We start from the raw sequence: 19,783 nt of genomic DNA, 5'->3' as shown, positions 1-19,783 counted from the left end.
AGTGATTGAGTTCGTGAAAGAAGTGAGAACGGGGTCAGGGGCACTTGGGTGCGGTCTGGGCCGCGGTGACGTTGCCGCCCGGGAGTTCCATGATGCGGATGTTTCGAAAGTGGATCTCCGAGCCTTCGGACTCGAGGCAAAGATAGCCCTTCCGGACCGACGAGTCCCTCACTCCGTTGACGAACTTGCCGTTGATGGACAGTTTGACGGTTCCATCCACACAGACCACCACATAGGTGTTCCATTCGCCATGGGGTTTGCAGCGGAACTCGGTGGCCATGCTGCGGGATCCGCGTGGGTTCTCCGGTGTGCAGGTCAGTCCGTTGGCTCCGAACAATTCGCCGCTGATGTAGCCGGGGTGGTTGGCGGAGCCGTCTTTCTTGGGATTCTGATTGATCCAATCGAGCTCGAGCATCTGAACCTCCATGCCCTTGGGGAGATTCCCTCGGCCGGCTGGTGTGCCTTCGCTCCAGACGAACACGCCGGAATTGCCGCCGGGTTTCATGTGCCGCCACTCGATGTGAAGGATGAAGTTCTCGTATTGGCGCTCACTGCGCATCACCCCGATCGGCAGGCCGGTGCAGATGAGCAATCCATCACGAACCGACCAGGTTTCGGGGGTGGTGTTGACATCGACCCATCCATCCAGGTCCTTTCCGTTGAAGAGGTCCCGCCACTCCAGTGTGGGGCTCTCTGCCGCAGACAAGGTGACTAATGATAGGAAAATGGACGAAACAAGCGCTCTCATGCCTGCTTCTACGGGTGAGGGCTCACGGATTTCTCAGCAAATCCAAGTCGGATCGGGAGTGGAGTGGGCCTGCGGGAACCAACGTCGGAAGGGATCGTCGATGTGGTCCGCCTTGCGTGGGCTGCGACGGCAGGGATTGCCTGCTCGTGCCGTGTCCCCGGCCATGACGGTTCAGAACGGGCTTTTCATTTCCCAGCGGGCGACTAAACGCACCGCCCATGTCTTGGCTTCTGCTGTCGATTGCGTCTGCCGTGTTGCTGGGGCTTTACGACTATTTCAAGAAACTGGCGCTGAAGAAAAATGACGTCGTGCCGGTTCTGGCTGGCAGCGTATTTGCCTCGTCACTGGTGTGGCTTCCATTTGCGATCTGGTCGGCGGTTTCGCCGGACAGTTTGCCTCACGAGTTTTTCGATGTCGGCCGGCTCACGGCGCGCGAGCACCTTCTCCTGTGGGCGAAGGCTGCCTTGGTCGGTGCCTCGTGGGTGTGCGGGTATTGTGGCATCAAGAGGCTACCGCTTTCGATCGCCGCCCCCATCCGCGCCACCGGACCCTTGTGGACGATTGCTCTGGCGGTGTTGGTGTTTGCTGAGTCCCCGACGGCCCGGCAGTGGTTGGGGATCTCGATCATCCTCACCTCGTTCTTCGCCTTCTCTCTGGTCGGTCGCCGGGAGGGGATTCGCTTCCATCGCGACAAGGGTGTGTTCCTGATGATTGGAGCGACGGTGCTGGGGGCGGTGTCCGCGCTCTACGACAAGTTCCTGATTCAGTCGGCTGGGATTCCGCCGTCTGCCGTGCAGGCGTGGTTTACCATGGACATGGCGGTCCTTTTGTTGCCCGCGGTCTGGTGGTGGATGAGAAAGTCAGGTCATCGGAGTTTCTGCTGGCACTGGTCGGTGCCGGTGATCGGGCTCAGTTTGTTGGCTGCGGACATCCTGTATTTCATTGCGATCAGTCAGCCCGATGCCCTGATCTCGCTGATCTCTCCGGTGAGAAGGACTTCGGTGGTGGTTTCGTTCCTGTTGGGGATCATCATTTTCCGGGAGCGTCAGGGATGGTCGAAGGCGGTTTGTGTGGTGGGGATCGTAACGGGAGTGCTGCTGCTTTCCTGAACCGGGTGTAGGAAGATTTGGCGGGGCGGGGCGGGGCGATGGCAGCGGAGTTTCCGGGACCTGGATCCGGGGTGTGGTTCGTGCGGACGGGTTGACGCCCTGCCGGAAAAGCGCTGCGATGAGGCCATGCAGGAGCGAAGGGATTTCATCAAACAGGTCGTGGCGGCCGGGGCTTTGGCGGGAACGGCACGCGGTGCGGAAGCAGAGCGGTCGTTGTCTTCCGACTGGCCGATCGTGTTTTTCGAGAAGCCGGTTCAGGCGCTGAGCTACGATGAGATAGGTGAGAGGTTGGCGGGGATGGGAGCTCAGGGGATCGAGGCAACGATTCGGAAGAATGGCCACATCAAGCCGGAGCAAGCAGCGAAGGAGGTTCCCGGGATGCTCAAGTCGCTGGCGAAGTCCGGGCTGAAGACCGTGATCGCCGCCACGGATATCACCGAGGCGGGACCCCGGACGTCCGAGTTCTTGAAGGTACTCAGGGATCAGGGAATCACCTCCTATCGAATGGGGCACTACCGTTACGACAACAAGTCGCGACCCACCGAGCAGGTGGCAGCGTTCCGCGACCGGTTGAGGAAGCTCGCCGACCTCAACGAGTCACTCGGAGTGCACGGGCTCTATCAGATTCACTCGGGAGCGGTGTTTGTGGGTGCCTTGGTCTGGGACATTGTCGGGATGCTCGAGGGGATTGATCCCGATGCGTTGGGGCTTGCCTATGATCTGAGGCATACCAAAAACGACACCGGGAGCGCGTGGAAACAGGCGGCGGCGGTCGCCAAGCCGCACATCCGGTCGCTCTACGTCAAGGATGCCCGTTGGGAAGGGAAGCGAAGCGACAAGCGGATCAATGTTCCATTGGATACCGGTTTCGTCACCCGTGAGGTTTTCGATCACACGAGCCGGGGATTGAAACCGATGCCACTGAGTCTGCACATGGAGTGGGGGAATCATCAGATCTACCCGGCAGATTCCGCCGCGGAAGCGTGGGCGATGATTGGTCAGGACATGAAGGTGCTGAGGGCGTGGCGCGATGGCCTCAAGGGTTGAGTGATGGGATCGGAAGTTCACGAATGCCATCTCGTCTGCGGTCCACCGGCGGCCGGGAAGACGCGGTATGCTCGCGTTCTGGCGGACCGCTTGGGTGCCTGTTTGCTCGACAGTGATCAGGTGACCGAGCGATTGGTGAGAGCCGGGCTGCTGCTGGCGGGCAGGGACCCCGACGACAGGGATTCGGTGGCATACAAGGAGGCCTATCGTGAGCCGGTCTATGAGACACTGTTCGAACTGGCACGGGAGCACCTTCCACGGGGTCCGGTGATCATCGTAGGTCCTTTCACCCGGGAAGGGGGAGAACCTGATGGGTTGGCCGGCCTTGAGGGGAAGGTCGGCCAAAACGTGATCGCCCATTTCGTCTGGTGCGACCCGGACGAACGAAAGCGGCGGATCGAGATGCGGGGTGAAACCCGTGATCTGCCCAAGCTGGCTGACTGGGATGGTTATCTAACAAGCTGCCGCGAAGACCGGCCATGCTGGCCGCACCGGTTCGTGGATACGACGTGACGGGTGCCTGGTCGCCTTGGATGGACGTCGGTTCAGCGGCGGGTGGGAACCCAGCGGTTGACCATTTTCGCCAACTGGCCGTTTTGTTTCCATTTCTTCAAGGCGGCATTGGCCTTGTTCAGAGTGGCGGTGTCACCACGACGGACGGCCCAACCGAGGGATTCGGCTCCGATGGGAGTGGGGACCATGGCGACTCCCTTCACGGCGGCAGGTCCCGAGAGTTGCCAGATGACCGGGGCGTCGTGGACGAAGGCATCGATCTTCCCGCTGGCCAGGGCGTCGATGGCCTGCGACGGATCCTTGAGGCCGACACGTGTGGCTTTCGGGCAGTAGCGCTGGACGAAGGTGTCCGAGACCGTTCCTTCCTCAACGCCGATTCGTTTGTCGACGAAGGCGAGCACCCGTGGGTCTTGATAGAAAAGGATCTCACCGGCCCGCACGAGGATCATCTGTCCGACTTCGAGATAGGGCGATGTGAACTGAGCGTAGCTTCGACGCTCCGGGGTGATGGTCATGTTCGACATGACGATGTCGATCTCTCCAGCCTGGAGTGAGGGGAGCAGGCGATCCCATTTTCGTTCGATGAATTGAGGGGTCCTGCCCATCTCGGCGGCGAGGGAACGCGCGAGGTCGGCATCCAAGCCTTGGTATTGCCCGCCCGATTTGAAGATGATCGGAGGCGAGTTTGGTGTGACTCCGACCCGAAGGATGTCGGGCGAAGCAGGGACCTGTTGCTGATTGGCGCAGCTCGCAAGGAGCAGTGCGGTGACGAGGGCGAGGGAGCGGAAGAATGGGACCATCACGGGGAGACCCTAGGCAGAAAGACCATCGGAGTTGGAGATCTTTCCGGTCGAGCCCAGCAGGCTCACCGTTGGTATTCCTTGAGGGCCACGGGGAGATAGGACTCAAGGCTACGGATGCGGGTGGTGTCGAGTGGGTGGGTGCGGAGGAATTCGGGCATCTGACCGCCGCTTGATTTCTGGTTGTAGGCGGCGAAGCGTTTCCAGAAGTCGACGGCGTCGCGTGGGTCGTATCCGGCTCGTGCCATGTAGATGAGGCCGAGCTTGTCGGCTTCGGTTTCGGCGCTGCGGGAATTGGGGAGGAGGAATCCGGTGGTCGCCAGTGCCCCGTAGCCGGCTGCGGCTGCGGCCCGACTGCCTCCGGATTGGCCTTGTGAGGCAAGAACGGCATCGAGGACGACACCGCCGAGCACCGCACCCGTTGCGCGGTTCACCTTCGACTGGGCGTGGTTGAGCGTGACGTGGGCCATTTCGTGGGAGATCACGGTGGCCATGCCGGTATCGTTCCGGGTGACCTGGAAGATGCCGGTATGCACGCCGATCTTGTTGCCCGGCAGGGCGAAGGCATTCGGGGATTCATCTTCAAACACGACCACCTCCCATGTGCCGTCGGTTTCAACCACCCGGGCCAGTCGGTTGACGACCCGGTTGACCTGGTTCCGGTAGGCGCTGTTGGTGGAGATCTGCTTGTTGGATTTGTAGTTGGCAAACTCGCGGGCGCCCTGCGCCTTGAGTTGACTGCTGGCCTGGCTGCTTCGGACCTGCCCGGTCCCGGGGTCATACACGGGCGAGGTGGCACAGGAGGCGGCGAGGAATGCGGCGAGAACCAGAGTGGGACGTGTGATCGAGCGCATGGGTCTGATGGTAAAACCCAAGTCGTCCGAGGTCCATCATCAAGGGAGGCGGCCCATCGAGTCGTGGTGCTGGATCTGATGGGAGTCGACAGAACCCGTCGCGACTGGCATTTCCGTCGCGGCGAGTGGCCAACCCGATGTGATGAGAGATGCTGGTCCGATTCTTGAGATCATTCATGCCGACCCGGATGTCGTCGTGGTGAACAAGGAGAGTGGCATGCTTTCCGTGCCAGGACGTGGGCCGGAGAAGCTGGATAGTGTGGCGACCCGGGTGCGTACCCTGTATCCTGATTGCATCGAGCAACCGGCGGTGCATCGCTTGGATATGGATACCTCGGGGTTGATGGTGCTCGCGCTGAATGCCGAGTCCCATCGGGACTTGTCGATTCAATTTCAGGACCGTCAGACGAGCAAACGCTACATCGCGCTGCTTGACGGCATCGTGGAGGCGGATGCAGGGACGGTCGAGTTGCCCTTTCGGTTGGACGTCGAAAACCGGCCGATCCAGATCTATGACGAGGTGCACGGCAAGGTGGGGATCACCCACTGGGAGAAGCTCGGGATCGAAGATGGGCGGACGCGGGTGTCCTTCACGCCGGTGACCGGGAGGACCCATCAACTGAGGGTGCATTCGGCTCATCCGAAGGGCCTGGGGATTCCGATCGTGGGGGATACCTTCTACGGCACAGGTCAGAGATCGGGCGAACTCAAGCTGCATGCCTGTGAGCTGGCGTTTCGGCATCCGAAGAGTGGCGAGCGGCTGGCTTTCTCCGTTCCGCCCGATTTTTGATGGGTCCGCTTTTTGGGAGGTGGATTTGGCCGCGTGAAAAAGCCATTCGAGGATCGACCTGGTCCCCCGAACCTTGGCAAATCGCCGTGTCTTGAACCCGGAATCCAAATCTCGAGAAACCCGCACGTACCTGCTTCGCATCCCGATCCACTTCAAGGATCAGGTCGCGGACGTGCTCGCCGACCTGAATGCGGAACTCGTTCGCAAGTTGGGGACCGAGTATTTTCTGGTTCGTGTCAGGGGTGATCTGCCCTCCGCGGGTGCGGAACGTCTTCGGTTTGTCCGCTGGAGCATCCCGATGGATCACGTGTGGCCATGCAAGCCGCTGAAGATGGAAGACTTCATCGAGAAAGCGGCTCGCACCTTGGCGGACAAATTCCCGGCCGACTCTCTTCAGGGCGTATTCGTCGGTGTGTTGGATCCCAGCGCACGCGATGGCCACTACAAGAGCTTGGCCAAGAGTTTGCGGGGGCGGGTGATCCAGCGGATGGGAGATGGAGCCAAGGGCTTCGTCAAGGTGGAGGAACAGGTGAGCACGAGCGCGTCACTCTTCTGTCTGCTCGGTGAGGAGGGCTTGTATGCGGGTGTGGCTTCACCGCGGTCAGCGAACGGTTTCTACCCCGGCGGAACCAAATTCATCAGCCAGAGCGCACCCCACATGATCAGTCGGGCGGGCGCCAAAATCGCCGAGGCCCTGCACTACTTGCGCCTCTATCGGGAAGTGCCGCCAGAAGGAAGTCACTGGCTGGAGCTTGGTGCCTGTCCCGGAGGGATGACATCCGAACTTCTTGAACGGCGCTACCGGGTCACGGCAGTGGACCGGGCACCACTCGATGATCGCTTGTATGGGCGGGAAGGGCTGACCTTCCACAAGGCCGATGTGGCGGACTACTCACCCGGTCCGGGAGCAAACTTTGATGCCGTGCTATGTGACATGAATGGCGAGACCGGCTTCGCTCTACGACAGGTCGTGAGGCTTTCCCGCTTCCTGAATCGAGGGGGCTTGGCTGTCTTCACTCTGAAGGCCGCCGGGATCGGGAGCTATCGGGAATACCTTGGCCATCATGAATCCGCGATTCGGCAGGCCGGAGCGGGCGGGTTGCGGTTGTTGGCGAACACCCACCTCACCTACAATCGGCACGAGTTCACCCTGTTTTTCGAGAAGCAGGGGTGAAGGCGGTCAAGTGAAGCGATCGAGGGTTCCTGTTAGTCCTTGCGATCACTCTCAACATGCAGCCGGCGGCGGACGCGGTCGTGGCGGTGAAGGAAGGCCCGGATTTCGGTGAGAAGCCGGTCGCAGTTGGCATTCCAGTCGCTGGAACCACTCAGAACCTGAACGGATTCGAGCAGTCCGGTGAAGCGGACTTCCTCGGCGCCAGCCTCACCCAGGTGGGCGATCTCGTCCCGCAGGTGGGTGAAGAACGCAAGTTCGAAGCCGTTGCCTGCCTCGCGCGCGGCCTGTTCGAGAGAGATGGTGACGGGGGGGGCGAGAGGCTCGAGCTTCTCGGCGATGTGCTGGCAGCCGATCTTTTCGAGCATCTTGCGGACGCGCTGGTAGAGGGCGTCGATGGACAGCAACTCGAGCGAGCACTTGGTTTCGAGATACTCCTCCACCCCACGGCGGATCTCATCGAGGAACGGAAAGTCCTCGCGTTCGGCGGCCCGTGCCGCGCGCTGGAGGGCATCACCCAGCCAGCGGGTATCGTAGTCGTGCACCTGATGGCGTCCGACTTGGATGATGGGGCGATTGCCGATGAGTGCGATCACTCGTTAGTTGGGGAGGTGGATGGGGGGGGGAGATGGGGCTACTCCTTGAACAGGCGTCGCTGCATCGGGTCGCGGGCAGCGCGGTGTTCGAGACTCTGGATTTCCCGGATGAACTCGCCGACGTCCTCGAACTGGCGGTACACCGAAACATAGCGGACGTAGGCGACCGGGTCGACCTGGTGAAGTTTGTCCATGACCTTGGCCCCGATGACTGACGAGGGCACTTCGCTCACGTGATCCTTGTGGAGTTCGGTCAGGATCTCGTCGACGGCGCGGTCGATGCGGTCCATGGAGACCGGGCGCTTCTCGCAAGCCTTGATCAGGCCGTTGCGGAGTTTCTCGCGGTTGATCGCCTCGCGCATGCCATCGCGTTTCACCACCCGTAGCTCGGTGCGCTCGATCTGTTCGTAAGTGGTGTATCGGTAGGTGCATTGGATGCATTCGCGACGACGCCGGATGGTGGTTCCATCCTTCGACATCCTCGAATCGAGGACTTTGTCTTTGAAGGAACCGCATTGTACACATCGCATCGCCGTGTCGGAAGATGGGCGGGAGACTACCTCTATATAAGGTAGGCAAAAAGCAAAAATGGGCGCATATTTAGTGCCTTGGGCGCGAAAGTCCGGATCGGTGAAGCAAAGTTTTTAGAGCAGGAACCCGTGGAGTCCGGGCACTCCGAAGTCGCCCAAAAATGGCATGATCATGCCATCCACAGCGGGGCAGGTGGAGTGGCGAAGCCGGAAAGCTAGGGGCCTTCTGGAGTGGAACGGCTTCGGCTCGGGCGGTGATCAGCGGCGGCACTTCTCGAGCAGGGACTCGAGGAAGCGGGTGATCTGGTGCAAGGCCGCGGTGTATTCGTTGTCGGCGAGCACCGAGAGATCCTCGCGGCATTGATCGAGCATGCCGCAGGCGGTATCGATGGCGGACTCGATGGCGCCTTCGTATTCCGCGATTCCCACCAGCACGGTGAGGTCGAGCGGTTGCTGTTCGATGATCCGCTTGTTCAGCTTCGATCGCTGACTCTCGGAGGCGGATTCAAGGAGATTGAGGATGGGGAGGGTGAGCTTTCCCTTTTCGAGGTCGGTGCGCAGGGTCTTGCCCACCGTTTCCTCCGTGCCGACGAGGTCGAGACAGTCGTCGTAGATCTGGTAAACGGTGCCGAGTCGGAGGCCGTAGTTGTAAAGCTTCTCTTCGGTGGCCTCATCAGCACCCGCCAGAGCGGCGGAGATGCCGGTGGCTGCGGCAAACAGGGCACCGGTCTTCATTTCGATGATGCGGAAGTAGTCCTGCTTGGTGAGGCTCAGGTCAAAGCGCCTCTGGGTCTGAACGATTTCACCTTCGCACACTTCGCGGGATGCCTTGCCGACCTTGCGGCAGATGGCAATGTCATCGAATTCTGTGGCGAGTGCCAGCGCGTGGGAAAAGAGGGCGTCGCCGAGAAGGACAGAGAGGCCGTTGCCCCATTTGGCATTGGCGGTGGCGACCATCCGCCGGGTGACCGCGCCATCGATGATGTCATCATGGACGAGGGTGGCCATGTGGATGAGTTCCAACACGACGCCAATCTGGCGCTGATCTTCGCCCAAGGTGCCGAGGGCACCACCGGTCAGGATGGAAAGAGCCGGACGGATCCGCTTGCCCGACGTGTTGCAGACGTAGCTGACGTAGGGTTCGACGGCGGGGTCGAATGCACGGACCTGATCACGAATGGATGCTTCCACCTTTTCAAGGTGGGGTCGCACGAGGTCGAAAGGGAATCGGTCGCTTGCTGTGAGAATGGTCGTGGCGCTGCCCATGAGCTTCTAGGCATAGGTTCCACATGCATCGATGACCCGCAACACTTGATATTGATTCTCATCGAAATTGGTGCGTCGTGTGATTTCGACTTGCGAGGACGATCGAGTATGCTCCGACGAGCGGGAATCGCGCTCTCGGAGCGCCGCCGGTGCCAGACCGGGGGGGTCTTCCGAAAATCCGCGGGAATTGGAATTGCTCGTGCTTCTCCGTGCGTCCTAGCATCCATCACCTATGAGATCAGCCCCATCCTGGTATTCCGTCTTGCCCCTTTCCGCGTTCCTTTTTGCCTCGTGCGGCGAGAAGGAGACTCCGGCCACTCCGCCAGAAGCGACACCTGAGGAAGCGGTCGAGGCACCCGCGCTGCCAGTGGTGCCGGCGCTGCCGGAAATCGCCAAGCTGAGTGCGGATGAGCGTGCGGAGATCCTTGGGATCGTCGGTCGCTTGGCACCGGAAACCGATGCGGTGATGGCCATCTACGACGGCCGTGGCCTGGTCGAGGGGTTGAGGTCGCTGAAAGGGTGGAAGTTCATCAGGGAGATGTCCGAGGAAGAACTCGGCGTCGATCCGGAAGAGGAAGTGGGCGATGGTGGGCCGCAGCTGGATGCCTTTCTGGGTGACGAGTTCTTCCTGGCCTTCGGTGATGGTACCGCCGAGCAGCTGGAGATTTACAACAAGTTCAACTCGCGCATGACCTACTACCAGGTCCGGATGTTCACCCAGGCCTTTGCCGAAGGGGCGGCGGAAGGGGATCTGGAATCGGCGATGGAGTCGGCCGATGAGAACGCATGGGTTCAGGAGATGGCGCGGGATATCGGTCGCTACATGCCATGGATCGAGAATGCGAAGGCACCCGGCTTGCTGGCTGGCCTCAGGATCGAAGACGATGAGGCGCGTGGCATGGGTGAGCAACAGCTCCGGTCCTTCCTTGGCTACTTCGGCGAGGAAGTCGAAACCGTCGAATTCGAGAAGGGTGGTGCGAAGTTCTCCGGCGTATCGTTCCCTGGCAGCATGTTTGCTGAAGGTCTCGAGGGTGAGCGCGAAGACATGGCCGAGATGATGGGGGAAGAGGCGACGGGGGAACTGATCGAAGCGGTCGGCGAGAAAAGCCTGATGGTCACCATTGGGACGCTGGATGACTACCTGTTCCTTTACGTGGGAAGTGACGAAGAGGGCTGTCCGTTGGTTGCTTCGGTGGATGAATCACTGGCCGGGAGCGACGAAATCGGCTTCATCGATGAATTCAAGGGCCAGCCGGTCCACGGGTTTCTTTACGGTGCCGAGGCGGTCACCAAGGCGGCGGTCACCACAAGCATGAAAGACCTGGCCGAGGGTGCCCGGGATGGCATGAAGGGGGTGGAAGGCATTGGCGACACCCGGGAGTTGGTGGCGCTGCTTGATCTCGTCGGGGAACGGGAAGCGGCCTTGCTCGACTTGTTTGAGCCATCTTCCTTCGGTGGAGTGATCCGGATCGACGACGGTCTGGTGTTCGAGACCTTCGGTGCGAGTTCGGGAGCGCTGGACTACCAGACGCCGCACCAGATGGGGGCGCTGGGTGAAGGTGAGAACGTGCTTCTGTTCGCCAACTGGGTCGCTGACGAGACGTACATGGAGCGCAGTGGCGAGATGGCCGAGTTGCTGATCGAGACGGGTTACGCGACGGCGCAGCACCTTGCGACCATGGATATCGAATCCGAGGAATTGGAAGAGTTCCAATCGTATTTCGGGCTGTTCGATTCGATGCTCCGCGAGGATGTGGTGACCCTCTGGGAAGGAATGACCGCCATGTCCGATGGCCTCGGCAAGGAGTCCGCGGTGGTGGTTGATTTGAATGCTCCGTTTCCTCCGATTCCGGGTGTCCCCGTGCAGGTCGTCGAGGAAGGCCGATTCGTCCGGGCGTCTTATGTTTCCCCGGTGGTGGACCGCTCGAAGCTCAAGGAGTCGTGGGCCTCGATCTATGGCTCGATCCGCACGATGCTGAAGAAACTTCAGGAGGCGGAGCTGGCGGAGCTCAACATGCTGTCGCCGACCTCATCGGAGAAGGATGACCTGGTGACCTGGTATTTTGATGCCCTGGCATTCTCGGACGACGTCAAGCCATCGGTCTCGATCAACGATGATTGGTTCGTCGCATCCACTTCCCGCAATCAGGCCATCGATCTGATCGGCAGCGCCGGCAAGCCGGCGGCGACCGTTCGTCAGGGCTCATGGATGCGTTTGGATCTCGATGTGATGCGTTCCTATGTCGAGGAGGCCCTGAAGCTGGTGGACAAGGAAGGTGAGGCCATCATCGTCGATGAGGATGAATTGGCGGAATTCCGGGAAGCCCTGCCGAAGATCATGCAGGGGATCGAAGCGATGAGCGAGGTGGAGGCGGTCACGGTGCACGACCGGGTGGAGCGGGGATCCCGCCGCCTGACGCTGCATTTTGATGCCCGTTGAGATCAGCGATTCGGCGAAGTTCTTCTGGTGGTCCCTGCACGGGTGTGGTGGAGTCACGGAAAACACCCAGTCATGGCCCACCCACCTCAGTTGTATACGACCGAAGCTCCTCCCCAGGATGCGGCATTCCACTTGGAACAACTGGTCGCCAAGCAGCGACGGGTCGATTCGATCCAGTCGCTCGTGGTCTCGTTCATCGTCCTCGGACTGATTGCCGGGATCCTCTGGTTGATCGCCATTCTGCCCCGTTTCACGGAGGTCGACGTCATCGTCAGCTACAACGCCCCGGTGCCGCCCGAGGACAACCCGGTGGACCGTCCGCAGTTGGCTGCCGGTGTGAGGCCCAAGCCGAGTAGCTCGAGTTCCTCGATGGCTCGGGTGATTGCCGCGGCGGTCGAAGCGCCGGTCGCGGTGCCGATGCCGGAAGTTTCGAATCCGACGACGCCGTTCGGCATGGATGACGACTTCACCGCGGGCTTTGGTTCCGGTGATGGCGATGGCGACGGTGGAGGGGGATCCTCGTTCTTCGGTACTCCCCGCAAAGGGCGCCGCGTGATCTATGCCGTGGACTACTCCGAGTCGATGCGTTCCGACGCACCGGGTGGGGGAACGCGATTGGATGCCTTGAAAAAGGAGCTCACGCGATCCATCAGTTCGCTGAAGCCGAACATGAATTTCAACGTGATCTTCTTCTCGCACACGGCGTGGACGATCTCCACGGACGGGCCGGATCACGCCAACAACGGTTGGAATGGCCTGAACGAAACGCCTCCGGTTGCCTGGCATCAGGCGTCGGACCACATCAAGGGCGTGTTCAAGGAGAAGATCCAGACGATGGGAACGGGTCGGGGCACGGTGTGGTATTCGCCTCTGAAGATGGCGCTCTCGATGTCGCCACCACCGGACATCATTTACCTCCTCTCGGATGGTGAGCCTTCCGACCTGGATGACGTGCTGGTCCGCATCGACGAGATGAATCCGACGGGGGTGCCGATCGACACCTTCGCCATGGAGGAGCCCGGCGAGCAGGCCCGGGCGATGTGGGACATGGCCAATGAGACCGGCGGGCGTTTCACCATGATCTATCAGGGCAAGGCCTACTCGGGGATGGCTGCCGAGAAATATACCCTCGATCAGTGACCTCACGGTCCATTCCTTTTTTGATTGTGCCGCGGGCAGGAGGCTAGAAGCCTTTGCGGCATGAGTTTACAGCCGCCTCCCTTGCCTCCGTCCCTGCCGCCGCGTCCCGAAGCTGCTGTCGGACGCACCGAGAAAAAGTCGCTGTTGTGGCTGTGGATCGTTCTGGGGGTCGTCGGGGTGATCGGCATCGTATCGGTGATCGTTGCTGCCGCGGTGGTGTATCGTGTCGCGGAGAGATCAGAATCGCTTGCTGCGTCAATTTCCAACGAGCAGGTGGCCGCTGAGCTTGGCCTGAACGAGGAGCGTGAAGGCTATGTCCATGAGTGGCTGGAGGACGTGGAGTTCGAGCCGTCCGGGACGCCGGATGATCCCGATGGCTCTGAGTTCGAGTTGATCCGGTATCCGTCGGAAGTCGGTGAGCTGGCCGCCTACCTCACGCCTGATCCGGGCGACGGCGAGCGACGCCCGGCCGTGGTCTGGGCCAAGGGAGGATTCGGAGGCATCGGCAGCTACCTCTGGGAAGAGGCGGATCCGGAGAACGACCAATCGGTGCGTGCATTTCTCGATGAAGATCTGGTGGTGATGTGCCCGTCGTGGCGGGGTGAGAACGATAATCCCGGACGCTTCGAGCTGTTTTTCGGCGAGGTCGATGACCTGCTGGCTGCCGTGGATTTCGTCAAATCGCAGCCCCACGTCGACCCGGACCGGGTTTATCTGGCCGGGCACAGCACCGGGGGCACGTTGGTGCTGCTGGCGGCGGCGAGCGGGGCGGAGGTGCGCGCTGCCTTCTCATTCGGAGGCGCGCCGGACATGGTGGCGGTGATGTCGGACGGGGTGGGTTATGGAAACACCCCGTATGGAGGTGACGTCGACCGCGGACATGAATTGCGGAGTGCGATACGATATACGCCGTACATTGCGTGTCCGACCTTCTACTTCGAGGGCGGCTACTCGAGCTATCAGGATCAGGCGGCGGCGATGGAACGGATGGCTGCGAAGCACGGCGTCGGCTTCGCTGCCTTCCAGTTGCCCGGTGATCACTTCGATATCCTGGCTCCGACGACCGAGCTGGTGGCGAAGAAGATCAAGGCGGACATCGGGCCGGGGTGCTCGATCGAGGTGACCTTGGATGAGTTGAACGAGGCGTGGGATGTGGTCCACAACAAGCCGGTCGATGAGGTGCTCGCGCGCTGGATGGAGGAGGGCGGCGATCTTCGGGAGATGCTGGACGAGCTGGGTGAGGAAGTGGCGGTGGATGACCTCGGGGATCTCGCCGCCATGGTGAGGGCGCTGAAGACTTGTGCGGAGAAGGATGGGGATGAGGCCGCAGAGGACATGGCGACGGTCGTTTCACTGATCGAGTACTGCTACGAGGATGATGTCCTCATGGAGTTCGAGGAGGAAGCGGCGGTGATCATTCACAAGTGGCTGCGGAAACATGCGGAATCCGAAGCTTCGGAAGAACAGCAGCGGGCGATACTGGATGTGGTCGAGACGCTGATCTGGAACATTGATGGACGGGTGAGCGAGTTGATCTCCAATTGGTTGGAGGACGGATTTGCCGAAGGGCACTGGCGCTGGGAGGGCGTGTTCGATGCGTTCGACTGTGATGACGGAATCTTTGAGGAGTTGCTGGAGTCCTTCGAAGGGCAACCGCCGGCTGGACCGACAGGGGCGATGCTTCTCACGCGGATCAATCGGATGCATTTCGACGAGGAATGGGAGGGGGATCATCCATACGACACGCCTGCCGGGGCGAAGTGTCTGAAGGACTGGCTGGCTCCGGAGAGTGACGATGCCTTCGCTGCCGGATTCGGCCTGGCATTCGTGAATGACGAAACGAGGGAAGGGCTCGTCGAGCTCGGGCTCAGGCATCCGTCACCGAGTGTGCGGATGGAAGTGGCATGGTCCGACGTGCGGACGGACGGCGACCTGGGATTGGAGTATCTTCAGAAGGCCTGTCTGGATGTCGGCTGGTCCGAGTTGGCGGTGAGTTACCTCGAGGAGCTTGAGCTGGCCGATGAAGTGCCTGCTGCCGCAAGGGAGCCGGACTTCGTGGCGAAGGCGGACATGGCCGATTGGCTGCGCCATCCCAATGAGCTTGGCGAGGTGCCTGAGACGCTCGAGCAGATCGATGCGCAGGAACTCTACTGGCCGCCGTCCGAGGAGAAGCAGATGATGCGCATCTTCCGATTCACCCACCTGCCGAAGGAAGGGGCGGAGCCGGAAACCTACTATGGCTTCGTCGGTTCGACCACTTGGTCCTCCTTCGAGGAATTCGACGAGGAGCCGTCGATCGAGACCCTCTACGCCGGTCAGTGTGCCCGAGAACTAAACTGGCACCGCGAAGGCGAGGGCGATGAAGTTTCAGCCGAGAAGGCGCTGGAGTTGCTGAAGAAACACAACCCGGACTTCGGCTCGTAGCAGGCGGGCCCTTATCTGGGCTTGATCTCGGCAAGCGCGAGGCGCTCGGGAGTGCAAATCTCCCGGGCGACGGCCTGCACCTGCTCGGGGGTGACCGCCCGGGCCTTCTCGAGGGCCTCGGCCGGGGTGATGATGGAACCGTGGTGAAGGATGCATTCGCCGATCCACGACGCATGGGCCGAGGTTGATTCCATCCCGGCGCGACTTTGGCTGGCTGCGAGGCGTTTCGCCCGCGCGAGCTCGCCTTCCCGCGGGCCGTGGGTGGCCAGATCCTGCAGTTCCTCCTCGATGCAGCGGATGGCTTCGTCGCGCGATGCCGGATCGAGCCCCGCGTGGATTTCGAGTGAGCCGGTATCCGACAGCAACGAAGCGTCGCAGCTGACCTGATAGCACAGACCGCGTTCCTCGCGCAGGCGTTGGAAAAGGCGCGAGCTGGCACCTTCGCCGAGGATCATGGACAGCAGGTTGAGGGCGTGGCGTCGAGGGTCCGTGCGACCAAAGCTGCGGTAGGCCAGGGCGAGTTGGAGTTGCTGGGTATCCCGTCGCTCGACCTCATGCCTCGTGGGCACCGCGTCGTCGATGAAGGGGGGGGACTCCGTGGGTCCGGTCGAGGGCGGAAGCAGTCCTTCGAGCAGCTCCAGAACGTCCGGGGCCTGATGGGGGCCGGCGACGGCGATGACGATGTCGCTGCGCCGATGGTGCCGCAGGGCGAACTTCTGAAGGGCGGGCTGATCAATGCGTCGGATGCTTTCCAGCGATCCGGAAATGGGCTGGCCGAGCGAGTGGTTTCCCCACAGGGCGCGTGAAAGGAGGTCGGTGATGTGATCTCCGGGAGCCTCCTGATACATCACGATTTCCTCGGCGATGACCTCCCGTTCCAAATCGATCTCGGCGGCGGGGAAGGTGGAGTGCCAGACCATGTCGCAGAGGATGTCCACGAGGAGGGGAAGGGTTTCCGCATCACCACGTGCCTCGTAAACGGTCTGTTCCTCGCTGGTGAATGCGTCCAGGGATGCGCCGACATTCTCCGCATCGAGGCTGATGTCCCGAGCATCACGGCGGACCGTTCCCTTGAAGGACATGTGCTCGACGAAGTGGGCGATGCCCTCGTGCCCGGATGGGTCGTCGCGGCTTCCGGCCGGAATGTGGATTGAGACCGCCGTGCATTCGCTGTCGGGCAACGGAGCGAAGGCCAGGCGCATTCCGTTGGAAGTAAGGAAAGTCTCGTAAGAAGCACGCATCTCAGTGGACAAGGGCCTCCGCGAGCGCCAGATCGGCGGGATGGGTGATCTTGAGGTTGGGCGTTGCCGATGTGACCAACTTCGTCTCGACCCCGAGGGCTTCGACCGCGGAGACTTCGTCGGTCACGGCGAGTCCATTCGCGCAAACCAGCTCGTACGCCTCCTTGAGCAGTTTGGTCTTGAAAATCTGGGGGGTCTCGGTGTGCCAGAGTCCGTCGCGATCGACGCCCTCCTGGCTGAAGCCACGGGCATCGGCCCGTTTGATCGTTTCACTGATGGGGCGGGCAAGGCTGGCGGCACCGAATTCCGTGGCGGCTGCGATGCAGGTCTCGATGGCCTCGACGGTTATCAGCGGGCGCGCCCCGTCGTGGACGGCCACCAGGGTTTCAGTATCCAGTGCGTTCAGGCCGGCGATGACCGAATCCTGGCGTTCCGCCCCGCCATCGACGCGTTCGAGGGGCTTTGGGAACTCGCCATCGAGCAGGGCATCGAAGCGTTCCTGAGGGCACACGACGACCACCCGGGTGATCGACGGGGAAGCCATGAACCGGTCGATGCTGGTGCGCAGGACCGGGCGGCCGTTCAGTTCGGCCGCCAGCTTGTCGAAGCCCATCCGCCGGCTGCTGCCGGATGCCACGATGACGGCGGCGCAGGACATCAGGAAAGTCGCTTGGCCACCTCTTGGGAGAGGGTCTTGCCGTCGGCGCGGCCTTCGGAGCGCTTCTGCAGGAGGCCCATGACCTTGCCCATGTCGGCCTTGGTGCTGGCTCCTGTTTCAGCGATTACGGCTTCAACCAGAGCCACCACCTCATCGGTGCTCATGGCGGCGGGGAGGTAGCCCTCGAGGATCTCGATCTCAGCCTGCTCCTTGGCGGCGAGTTCGTCGCGACCGGCATCGGAAAACTGCTTGAAGGAGTCCTGACGTTGCTTGAGTTGCTTGCGCACGATCGCGGTGACCTCGGCATCGGTCAGTTCCGTTCCGAGGCCGCCCTTCTCGATGGCGGCATTGGTCATGGCGGTCTTGAGGGCCCGGATCAGGGTCAGGCGGGTGGCGTCCTTCGCCTTCATCGCTTCCTTGAGGTCCTGCGGGATGCGGTCATTGAGTGAACTCATGTCGCTTTCCTAGACGCCGGGTGCGTTCGGGGAAAGGCGAAATCCGTTTGTTCCGATCGGGGGGGACTGGGATAGGAAGGCGGCGATGGGGCGGCTAACCGGGACGGCGGCCTCGGATATCCTCCTTTCACCCCTGCGCGCCTCGACGAACTCCTGCTCCTTCTTCCTACGGCAGGACTACGGTGGACAGGCGGGCGTTGATCTCGATCTGCTCTCTCGTTGCGCCGTGCCTGATGGGAATATGACTTGGAGCCGCGCCATGCGGAATGAATCAGCGCATCCCTAGCAGGCGGGGCGGAGAGGGAAGACTGAAACATCGACCGGATCCGCCCACAGGGTGGAGTGCGGAGGCGAGTCGGGCAGGTGGATCCCGTTCCATTCGGCGGGGAGCGCGCTCCACGGTTCGCAGCGTGCCGGGGCCAGTTGGTAGGGGGAATGGTGAACCCGGCCGTAACGCAGGGAGCCATCCGGGGAGTGGGAAATCAGCAGGTATCGCTCGGCGAGAAAGAACTCGAGGGATCCGGGTTTGGCGAGCGTCCGTGGGCCGGTCGCCTGATAGACGTAGTCCGCGCTGGCTTCCTCGCCACGCCTACGGCAACTGTAGTGGATGCTGCCGTCCTTGTTCCGGCTTTTCATCGAGGCGTGCTGGTAGGGCAGGTGGAAGCTGCGCCGGGCAAACTCGACGGCGAGCGGTTGGTCACAATCGAGCGAAAAGAACCACACGCCCGGGTTGCCCTGCTCGTCGTGGACGTAGGTGCGGACATTCAGTTCGAGGAACCATGACAACCACGGCAGCGGGAGCAGTCCGCTCGGGCGGATGCGCTGCATGTGGAAGGGGACGATGCCCAGCCAGGCGTTGCCTTCGTGGAGGTCGAGATGAAGGCCCTCCGGGAGATGCGGCGAGAGTTCCTCGGGATCGACCTGCCAATGCAGGAAGAGGAGGTTGGCCCAGCGCTGTGACATGACGGGCCTGCCGATCGGGCGATCGCGCATGGCCAGCCGTCGATGCAGGGTGGGGGTCATCGGTCAGGTGGGGGAGGGGCGTCGGCACCGCCCTGCAGTGGCGATGCCGTTGACGAGATGACCGCAGCACGGTTCATCGGAGCTCAGACCTCGCTGAGCAGTGCGTCGAAGCGTTTGCCGTAGTCGACGTAGGAGTCGTAGCACTGCTGCCAGTCGACATCGGTCGGGTCGGCAGCGTGGAAGACGGTGGCGACGTGGGGTTCGATGGCGATCCAGCCGTCGTAGCCCCGTTCCTTGGCATCGCTGAGGATGCGGCGGAGTTTCGCCTGGCCTTCACCGGGCATGGTGTATTCCGGTTCGTCGGCTCCGGGTTCGGGATACATGCAGTCCTTGATGTGGATGTGGACGACGTGATCGCGGACCTTTTCCCAGAACTCGAACGAGTCCTGCCACGGGAATGGTTCCGGCTTCGAGCGGTCGCGCTGGAAGACGGGGTTGCCGGTGTCGAAGACGAGCTTCAGGCCGGGGACTTCTTCGACCAGGCGCAAGGTGTGGTCGGCGGAGAATCCACCCCAGTTCATGCAGTTCTCGTGGATGGCAGTCAGGCCGGCATCGGAAAAGCGTGCGACGATTTCGCGCAACCGGCGGAAGCGTTCGTCTTCCTCCTGGTCTTCGCCCCATGGGTTCTGGGCGTAGGACATGACGCGGATGAGCTGGGTGTTCAGCCGCTTCATGCGGGGGATGGCGCGGTCGATTTCCGCGAGGGTGATGTCGAAGTCAGAATCGATGGTCTTGGCCCAGTTCCCGATGAGTGAACCGAATTCGGGAACCTGGATGCCCGCGGCGTCGAGTTCGTAGGCGGCCTTGTCAAAATCGGCATCCGACAGTTCGTGGATGTTCTTGTCGCCGATCATGCGGGCGGAGATGGCGCTCCAACCGATGTCTTTGGTGGCGGCGATCTGTTTGGCGAGGTCGCGGGAGGCTTCGTCGGCGAATCCGGTGAGTTTCATGAGGCAATCTGGGGTGGTGGTCTTTGTC

General features: G+C 61.6%; 19 protein-coding genes. 8 read left to right on the top strand and 11 right to left on the bottom strand.

Annotated elements, in window-relative coordinates; genetic code table 11:
• Window positions 1–34 precede the first annotated feature (34 nt).
• Complete coding sequence (locus tag JIN81_RS13495) at window positions 35–748, bottom strand: 3-keto-disaccharide hydrolase (protein ID WP_425498593.1); 714 nt, start codon at window positions 746–748, stop codon at window positions 35–37.
• Between the two features lie 218 nt (window positions 749–966).
• Between JIN81_RS13495 and JIN81_RS13490 the strand changes: the two genes are divergently transcribed.
• The 3 genes from JIN81_RS13490 to JIN81_RS13480 all read left to right on the top strand — a co-directional run bounded on the left by JIN81_RS13490 (window position 967) and on the right by JIN81_RS13480 (window position 3,417).
• Window positions 967–1,857, top strand: a complete 891-nt coding sequence (locus JIN81_RS13490) for a DMT family transporter (protein ID WP_200280633.1) — start codon at window positions 967–969, stop codon at window positions 1,855–1,857.
• Window positions 1,858–1,983: 126 nt separating this feature from the next.
• The gene (locus JIN81_RS13485) at window positions 1,984–2,904 is read left to right on the top strand and encodes a TIM barrel protein (protein ID WP_200280630.1); all 921 of its coding nucleotides are present in this window, start codon (window positions 1,984–1,986) and stop codon (window positions 2,902–2,904) included.
• Between the two features lie 3 nt (window positions 2,905–2,907).
• Window positions 2,908–3,417, top strand: a complete 510-nt coding sequence (locus JIN81_RS13480) for a P-loop nucleotide/nucleoside kinase family protein (protein ID WP_200280628.1) — start codon at window positions 2,908–2,910, stop codon at window positions 3,415–3,417.
• A gap of 32 nt (window positions 3,418–3,449) precedes the next feature.
• On the opposite strand, the gene JIN81_RS13475 is transcribed toward JIN81_RS13480, so the two are convergent.
• Together JIN81_RS13475 and JIN81_RS13470 are read right to left on the bottom strand one after the other, a co-directional pair.
• Entirely contained in the window at window positions 3,450–4,217 is a 768-nt protein-coding gene (locus tag JIN81_RS13475; protein ID WP_234044916.1) for a substrate-binding periplasmic protein, read from the bottom strand.
• 65 nt (window positions 4,218–4,282) lie between these two features.
• Window positions 4,283–5,071, bottom strand: a complete 789-nt coding sequence (locus tag JIN81_RS13470) for a M48 family metallopeptidase (protein WP_200280622.1) — start codon at window positions 5,069–5,071, stop codon at window positions 4,283–4,285.
• A gap of 142 nt (window positions 5,072–5,213) precedes the next feature.
• Between JIN81_RS13470 and JIN81_RS13465 the strand changes: the two genes are divergently transcribed.
• Entirely contained in the window at window positions 5,214–5,861 is a 648-nt protein-coding gene (locus JIN81_RS13465) for an RluA family pseudouridine synthase (RefSeq protein WP_200280619.1), read from the top strand.
• 91 nt (window positions 5,862–5,952) lie between these two features.
• Window positions 5,953–7,035 (top strand): SAM-dependent methyltransferase, encoded by a 1,083-nt coding sequence (locus tag JIN81_RS13460; RefSeq protein ID WP_234044896.1) that lies wholly within the window; start codon window positions 5,953–5,955, stop codon window positions 7,033–7,035.
• Window positions 7,036–7,067: 32 nt separating this feature from the next.
• On the opposite strand, the gene JIN81_RS13455 is transcribed toward JIN81_RS13460, so the two are convergent.
• The 3 genes from JIN81_RS13455 to JIN81_RS13445 form a co-directional block, all read right to left on the bottom strand.
• Window positions 7,068–7,628, bottom strand: a complete 561-nt coding sequence (locus tag JIN81_RS13455) for a hypothetical protein (protein ID WP_200280613.1) — start codon at window positions 7,626–7,628, stop codon at window positions 7,068–7,070.
• Window positions 7,629–7,666: 38 nt separating this feature from the next.
• On the bottom strand, window positions 7,667–8,158 hold the full coding sequence (gene nrdR / locus JIN81_RS13450) for a transcriptional regulator NrdR (RefSeq protein ID WP_200280610.1): 492 nt from the start codon (window positions 8,156–8,158) through the stop codon (window positions 7,667–7,669).
• Between the two features lie 258 nt (window positions 8,159–8,416).
• A complete protein-coding gene (locus JIN81_RS13445) occupies window positions 8,417–9,424 on the bottom strand; it encodes a polyprenyl synthetase family protein (protein ID WP_200280607.1) in 1,008 nt (335 codons plus the stop codon).
• Between the two features lie 232 nt (window positions 9,425–9,656).
• Between JIN81_RS13445 and JIN81_RS13440 the strand changes: the two genes are divergently transcribed.
• From JIN81_RS13440 to JIN81_RS13430, 3 genes are all read left to right on the top strand, one after another.
• On the top strand, window positions 9,657–11,864 hold the full coding sequence (locus JIN81_RS13440; RefSeq protein WP_234044892.1) for a hypothetical protein: 2,208 nt from the start codon (window positions 9,657–9,659) through the stop codon (window positions 11,862–11,864).
• A gap of 72 nt (window positions 11,865–11,936) precedes the next feature.
• On the top strand, window positions 11,937–13,004 hold the full coding sequence (locus JIN81_RS13435; RefSeq protein WP_200280601.1) for a vWA domain-containing protein: 1,068 nt from the start codon (window positions 11,937–11,939) through the stop codon (window positions 13,002–13,004).
• Window positions 13,005–13,064: 60 nt separating this feature from the next.
• Entirely contained in the window at window positions 13,065–15,428 is a 2,364-nt protein-coding gene (locus JIN81_RS13430; protein WP_200280598.1) for an alpha/beta hydrolase family protein, read from the top strand.
• Window positions 15,429–15,439: 11 nt separating this feature from the next.
• Here the strand turns inward: JIN81_RS13430 and JIN81_RS13425 are convergent, their stop codons facing one another.
• From JIN81_RS13425 to JIN81_RS13405, 5 genes are all read right to left on the bottom strand, one after another.
• The gene (locus JIN81_RS13425; RefSeq protein WP_234044891.1) at window positions 15,440–16,669 is read right to left on the bottom strand and encodes a M16 family metallopeptidase; all 1,230 of its coding nucleotides are present in this window, start codon (window positions 16,667–16,669) and stop codon (window positions 15,440–15,442) included.
• Between the two features lies 1 nt (window position 16,670).
• Window positions 16,671–17,327, bottom strand: a complete 657-nt coding sequence (gene ispD, locus JIN81_RS13420) for a 2-C-methyl-D-erythritol 4-phosphate cytidylyltransferase (protein ID WP_200280592.1) — start codon at window positions 17,325–17,327, stop codon at window positions 16,671–16,673.
• On the bottom strand, window positions 17,327–17,782 hold the full coding sequence (locus tag JIN81_RS13415; RefSeq protein ID WP_200280589.1) for a GatB/YqeY domain-containing protein: 456 nt from the start codon (window positions 17,780–17,782) through the stop codon (window positions 17,327–17,329). Before JIN81_RS13415 ends, ispD begins: the two co-directional genes overlap by 1 nt.
• Before the next feature lie 282 nt (window positions 17,783–18,064).
• Window positions 18,065–18,775: a YqjF family protein gene (locus JIN81_RS13410; protein WP_234044890.1), complete on the bottom strand. Its 711-nt coding sequence runs from the start codon at window positions 18,773–18,775 to the stop codon at window positions 18,065–18,067.
• Window positions 18,776–18,888: 113 nt separating this feature from the next.
• On the bottom strand, window positions 18,889–19,755 hold the full coding sequence (locus JIN81_RS13405) for a sugar phosphate isomerase/epimerase family protein (protein ID WP_200280583.1): 867 nt from the start codon (window positions 19,753–19,755) through the stop codon (window positions 18,889–18,891).
• Between the last annotated feature and the right edge of the window lie 28 nt (window positions 19,756–19,783).

The sequence above is a fragment of the Haloferula rosea genome (genome assembly GCF_016595525.1).
Taxonomy (GTDB): Bacteria; Verrucomicrobiota; Verrucomicrobiia; order Verrucomicrobiales; family Akkermansiaceae; genus Haloferula; species Haloferula rosea.
This window is presented reverse-complemented; position numbering and strand designations above follow the sequence as displayed.

Coding starts and splice junctions, on each gene's coding strand:
- JIN81_RS13440 (WP_234044892.1), top strand. CDS start 9,657: ATGAGATCAGCCCCATCCTGGTATTCCGTCTTGCCCCTTTCCGCGTTC.
- nrdR (WP_200280610.1), bottom strand. CDS start 8,158: ATGCGATGTGTACAATGCGGTTCCTTCAAAGACAAAGTCCTCGATTCG.
- JIN81_RS13430 (WP_200280598.1), top strand. CDS start 13,065: ATGAGTTTACAGCCGCCTCCCTTGCCTCCGTCCCTGCCGCCGCGTCCC.
- JIN81_RS13480 (WP_200280628.1), top strand. CDS start 2,908: ATGGGATCGGAAGTTCACGAATGCCATCTCGTCTGCGGTCCACCGGCG.
- JIN81_RS13470 (WP_200280622.1), bottom strand. CDS start 5,071: ATGCGCTCGATCACACGTCCCACTCTGGTTCTCGCCGCATTCCTCGCC.
- JIN81_RS13485 (WP_200280630.1), top strand. CDS start 1,984: ATGCAGGAGCGAAGGGATTTCATCAAACAGGTCGTGGCGGCCGGGGCT.
- JIN81_RS13425 (WP_234044891.1), bottom strand. CDS start 16,669: ATGCGTGCTTCTTACGAGACTTTCCTTACTTCCAACGGAATGCGCCTG.
- JIN81_RS13435 (WP_200280601.1), top strand. CDS start 11,937: ATGGCCCACCCACCTCAGTTGTATACGACCGAAGCTCCTCCCCAGGAT.
- JIN81_RS13415 (WP_200280589.1), bottom strand. CDS start 17,782: ATGAGTTCACTCAATGACCGCATCCCGCAGGACCTCAAGGAAGCGATG.
- ispD (WP_200280592.1), bottom strand. CDS start 17,327: ATGTCCTGCGCCGCCGTCATCGTGGCATCCGGCAGCAGCCGGCGGATG.
- JIN81_RS13405 (WP_200280583.1), bottom strand. CDS start 19,755: ATGAAACTCACCGGATTCGCCGACGAAGCCTCCCGCGACCTCGCCAAA.
- JIN81_RS13445 (WP_200280607.1), bottom strand. CDS start 9,424: ATGGGCAGCGCCACGACCATTCTCACAGCAAGCGACCGATTCCCTTTC.
- JIN81_RS13465 (WP_200280619.1), top strand. CDS start 5,214: ATGAGAGATGCTGGTCCGATTCTTGAGATCATTCATGCCGACCCGGAT.
- JIN81_RS13495 (WP_425498593.1), bottom strand. CDS start 748: ATGAGAGCGCTTGTTTCGTCCATTTTCCTATCATTAGTCACCTTGTCT.
- JIN81_RS13475 (WP_234044916.1), bottom strand. CDS start 4,217: ATGGTCCCATTCTTCCGCTCCCTCGCCCTCGTCACCGCACTGCTCCTT.
- JIN81_RS13490 (WP_200280633.1), top strand. CDS start 967: ATGTCTTGGCTTCTGCTGTCGATTGCGTCTGCCGTGTTGCTGGGGCTT.
- JIN81_RS13410 (WP_234044890.1), bottom strand. CDS start 18,775: ATGCGCGATCGCCCGATCGGCAGGCCCGTCATGTCACAGCGCTGGGCC.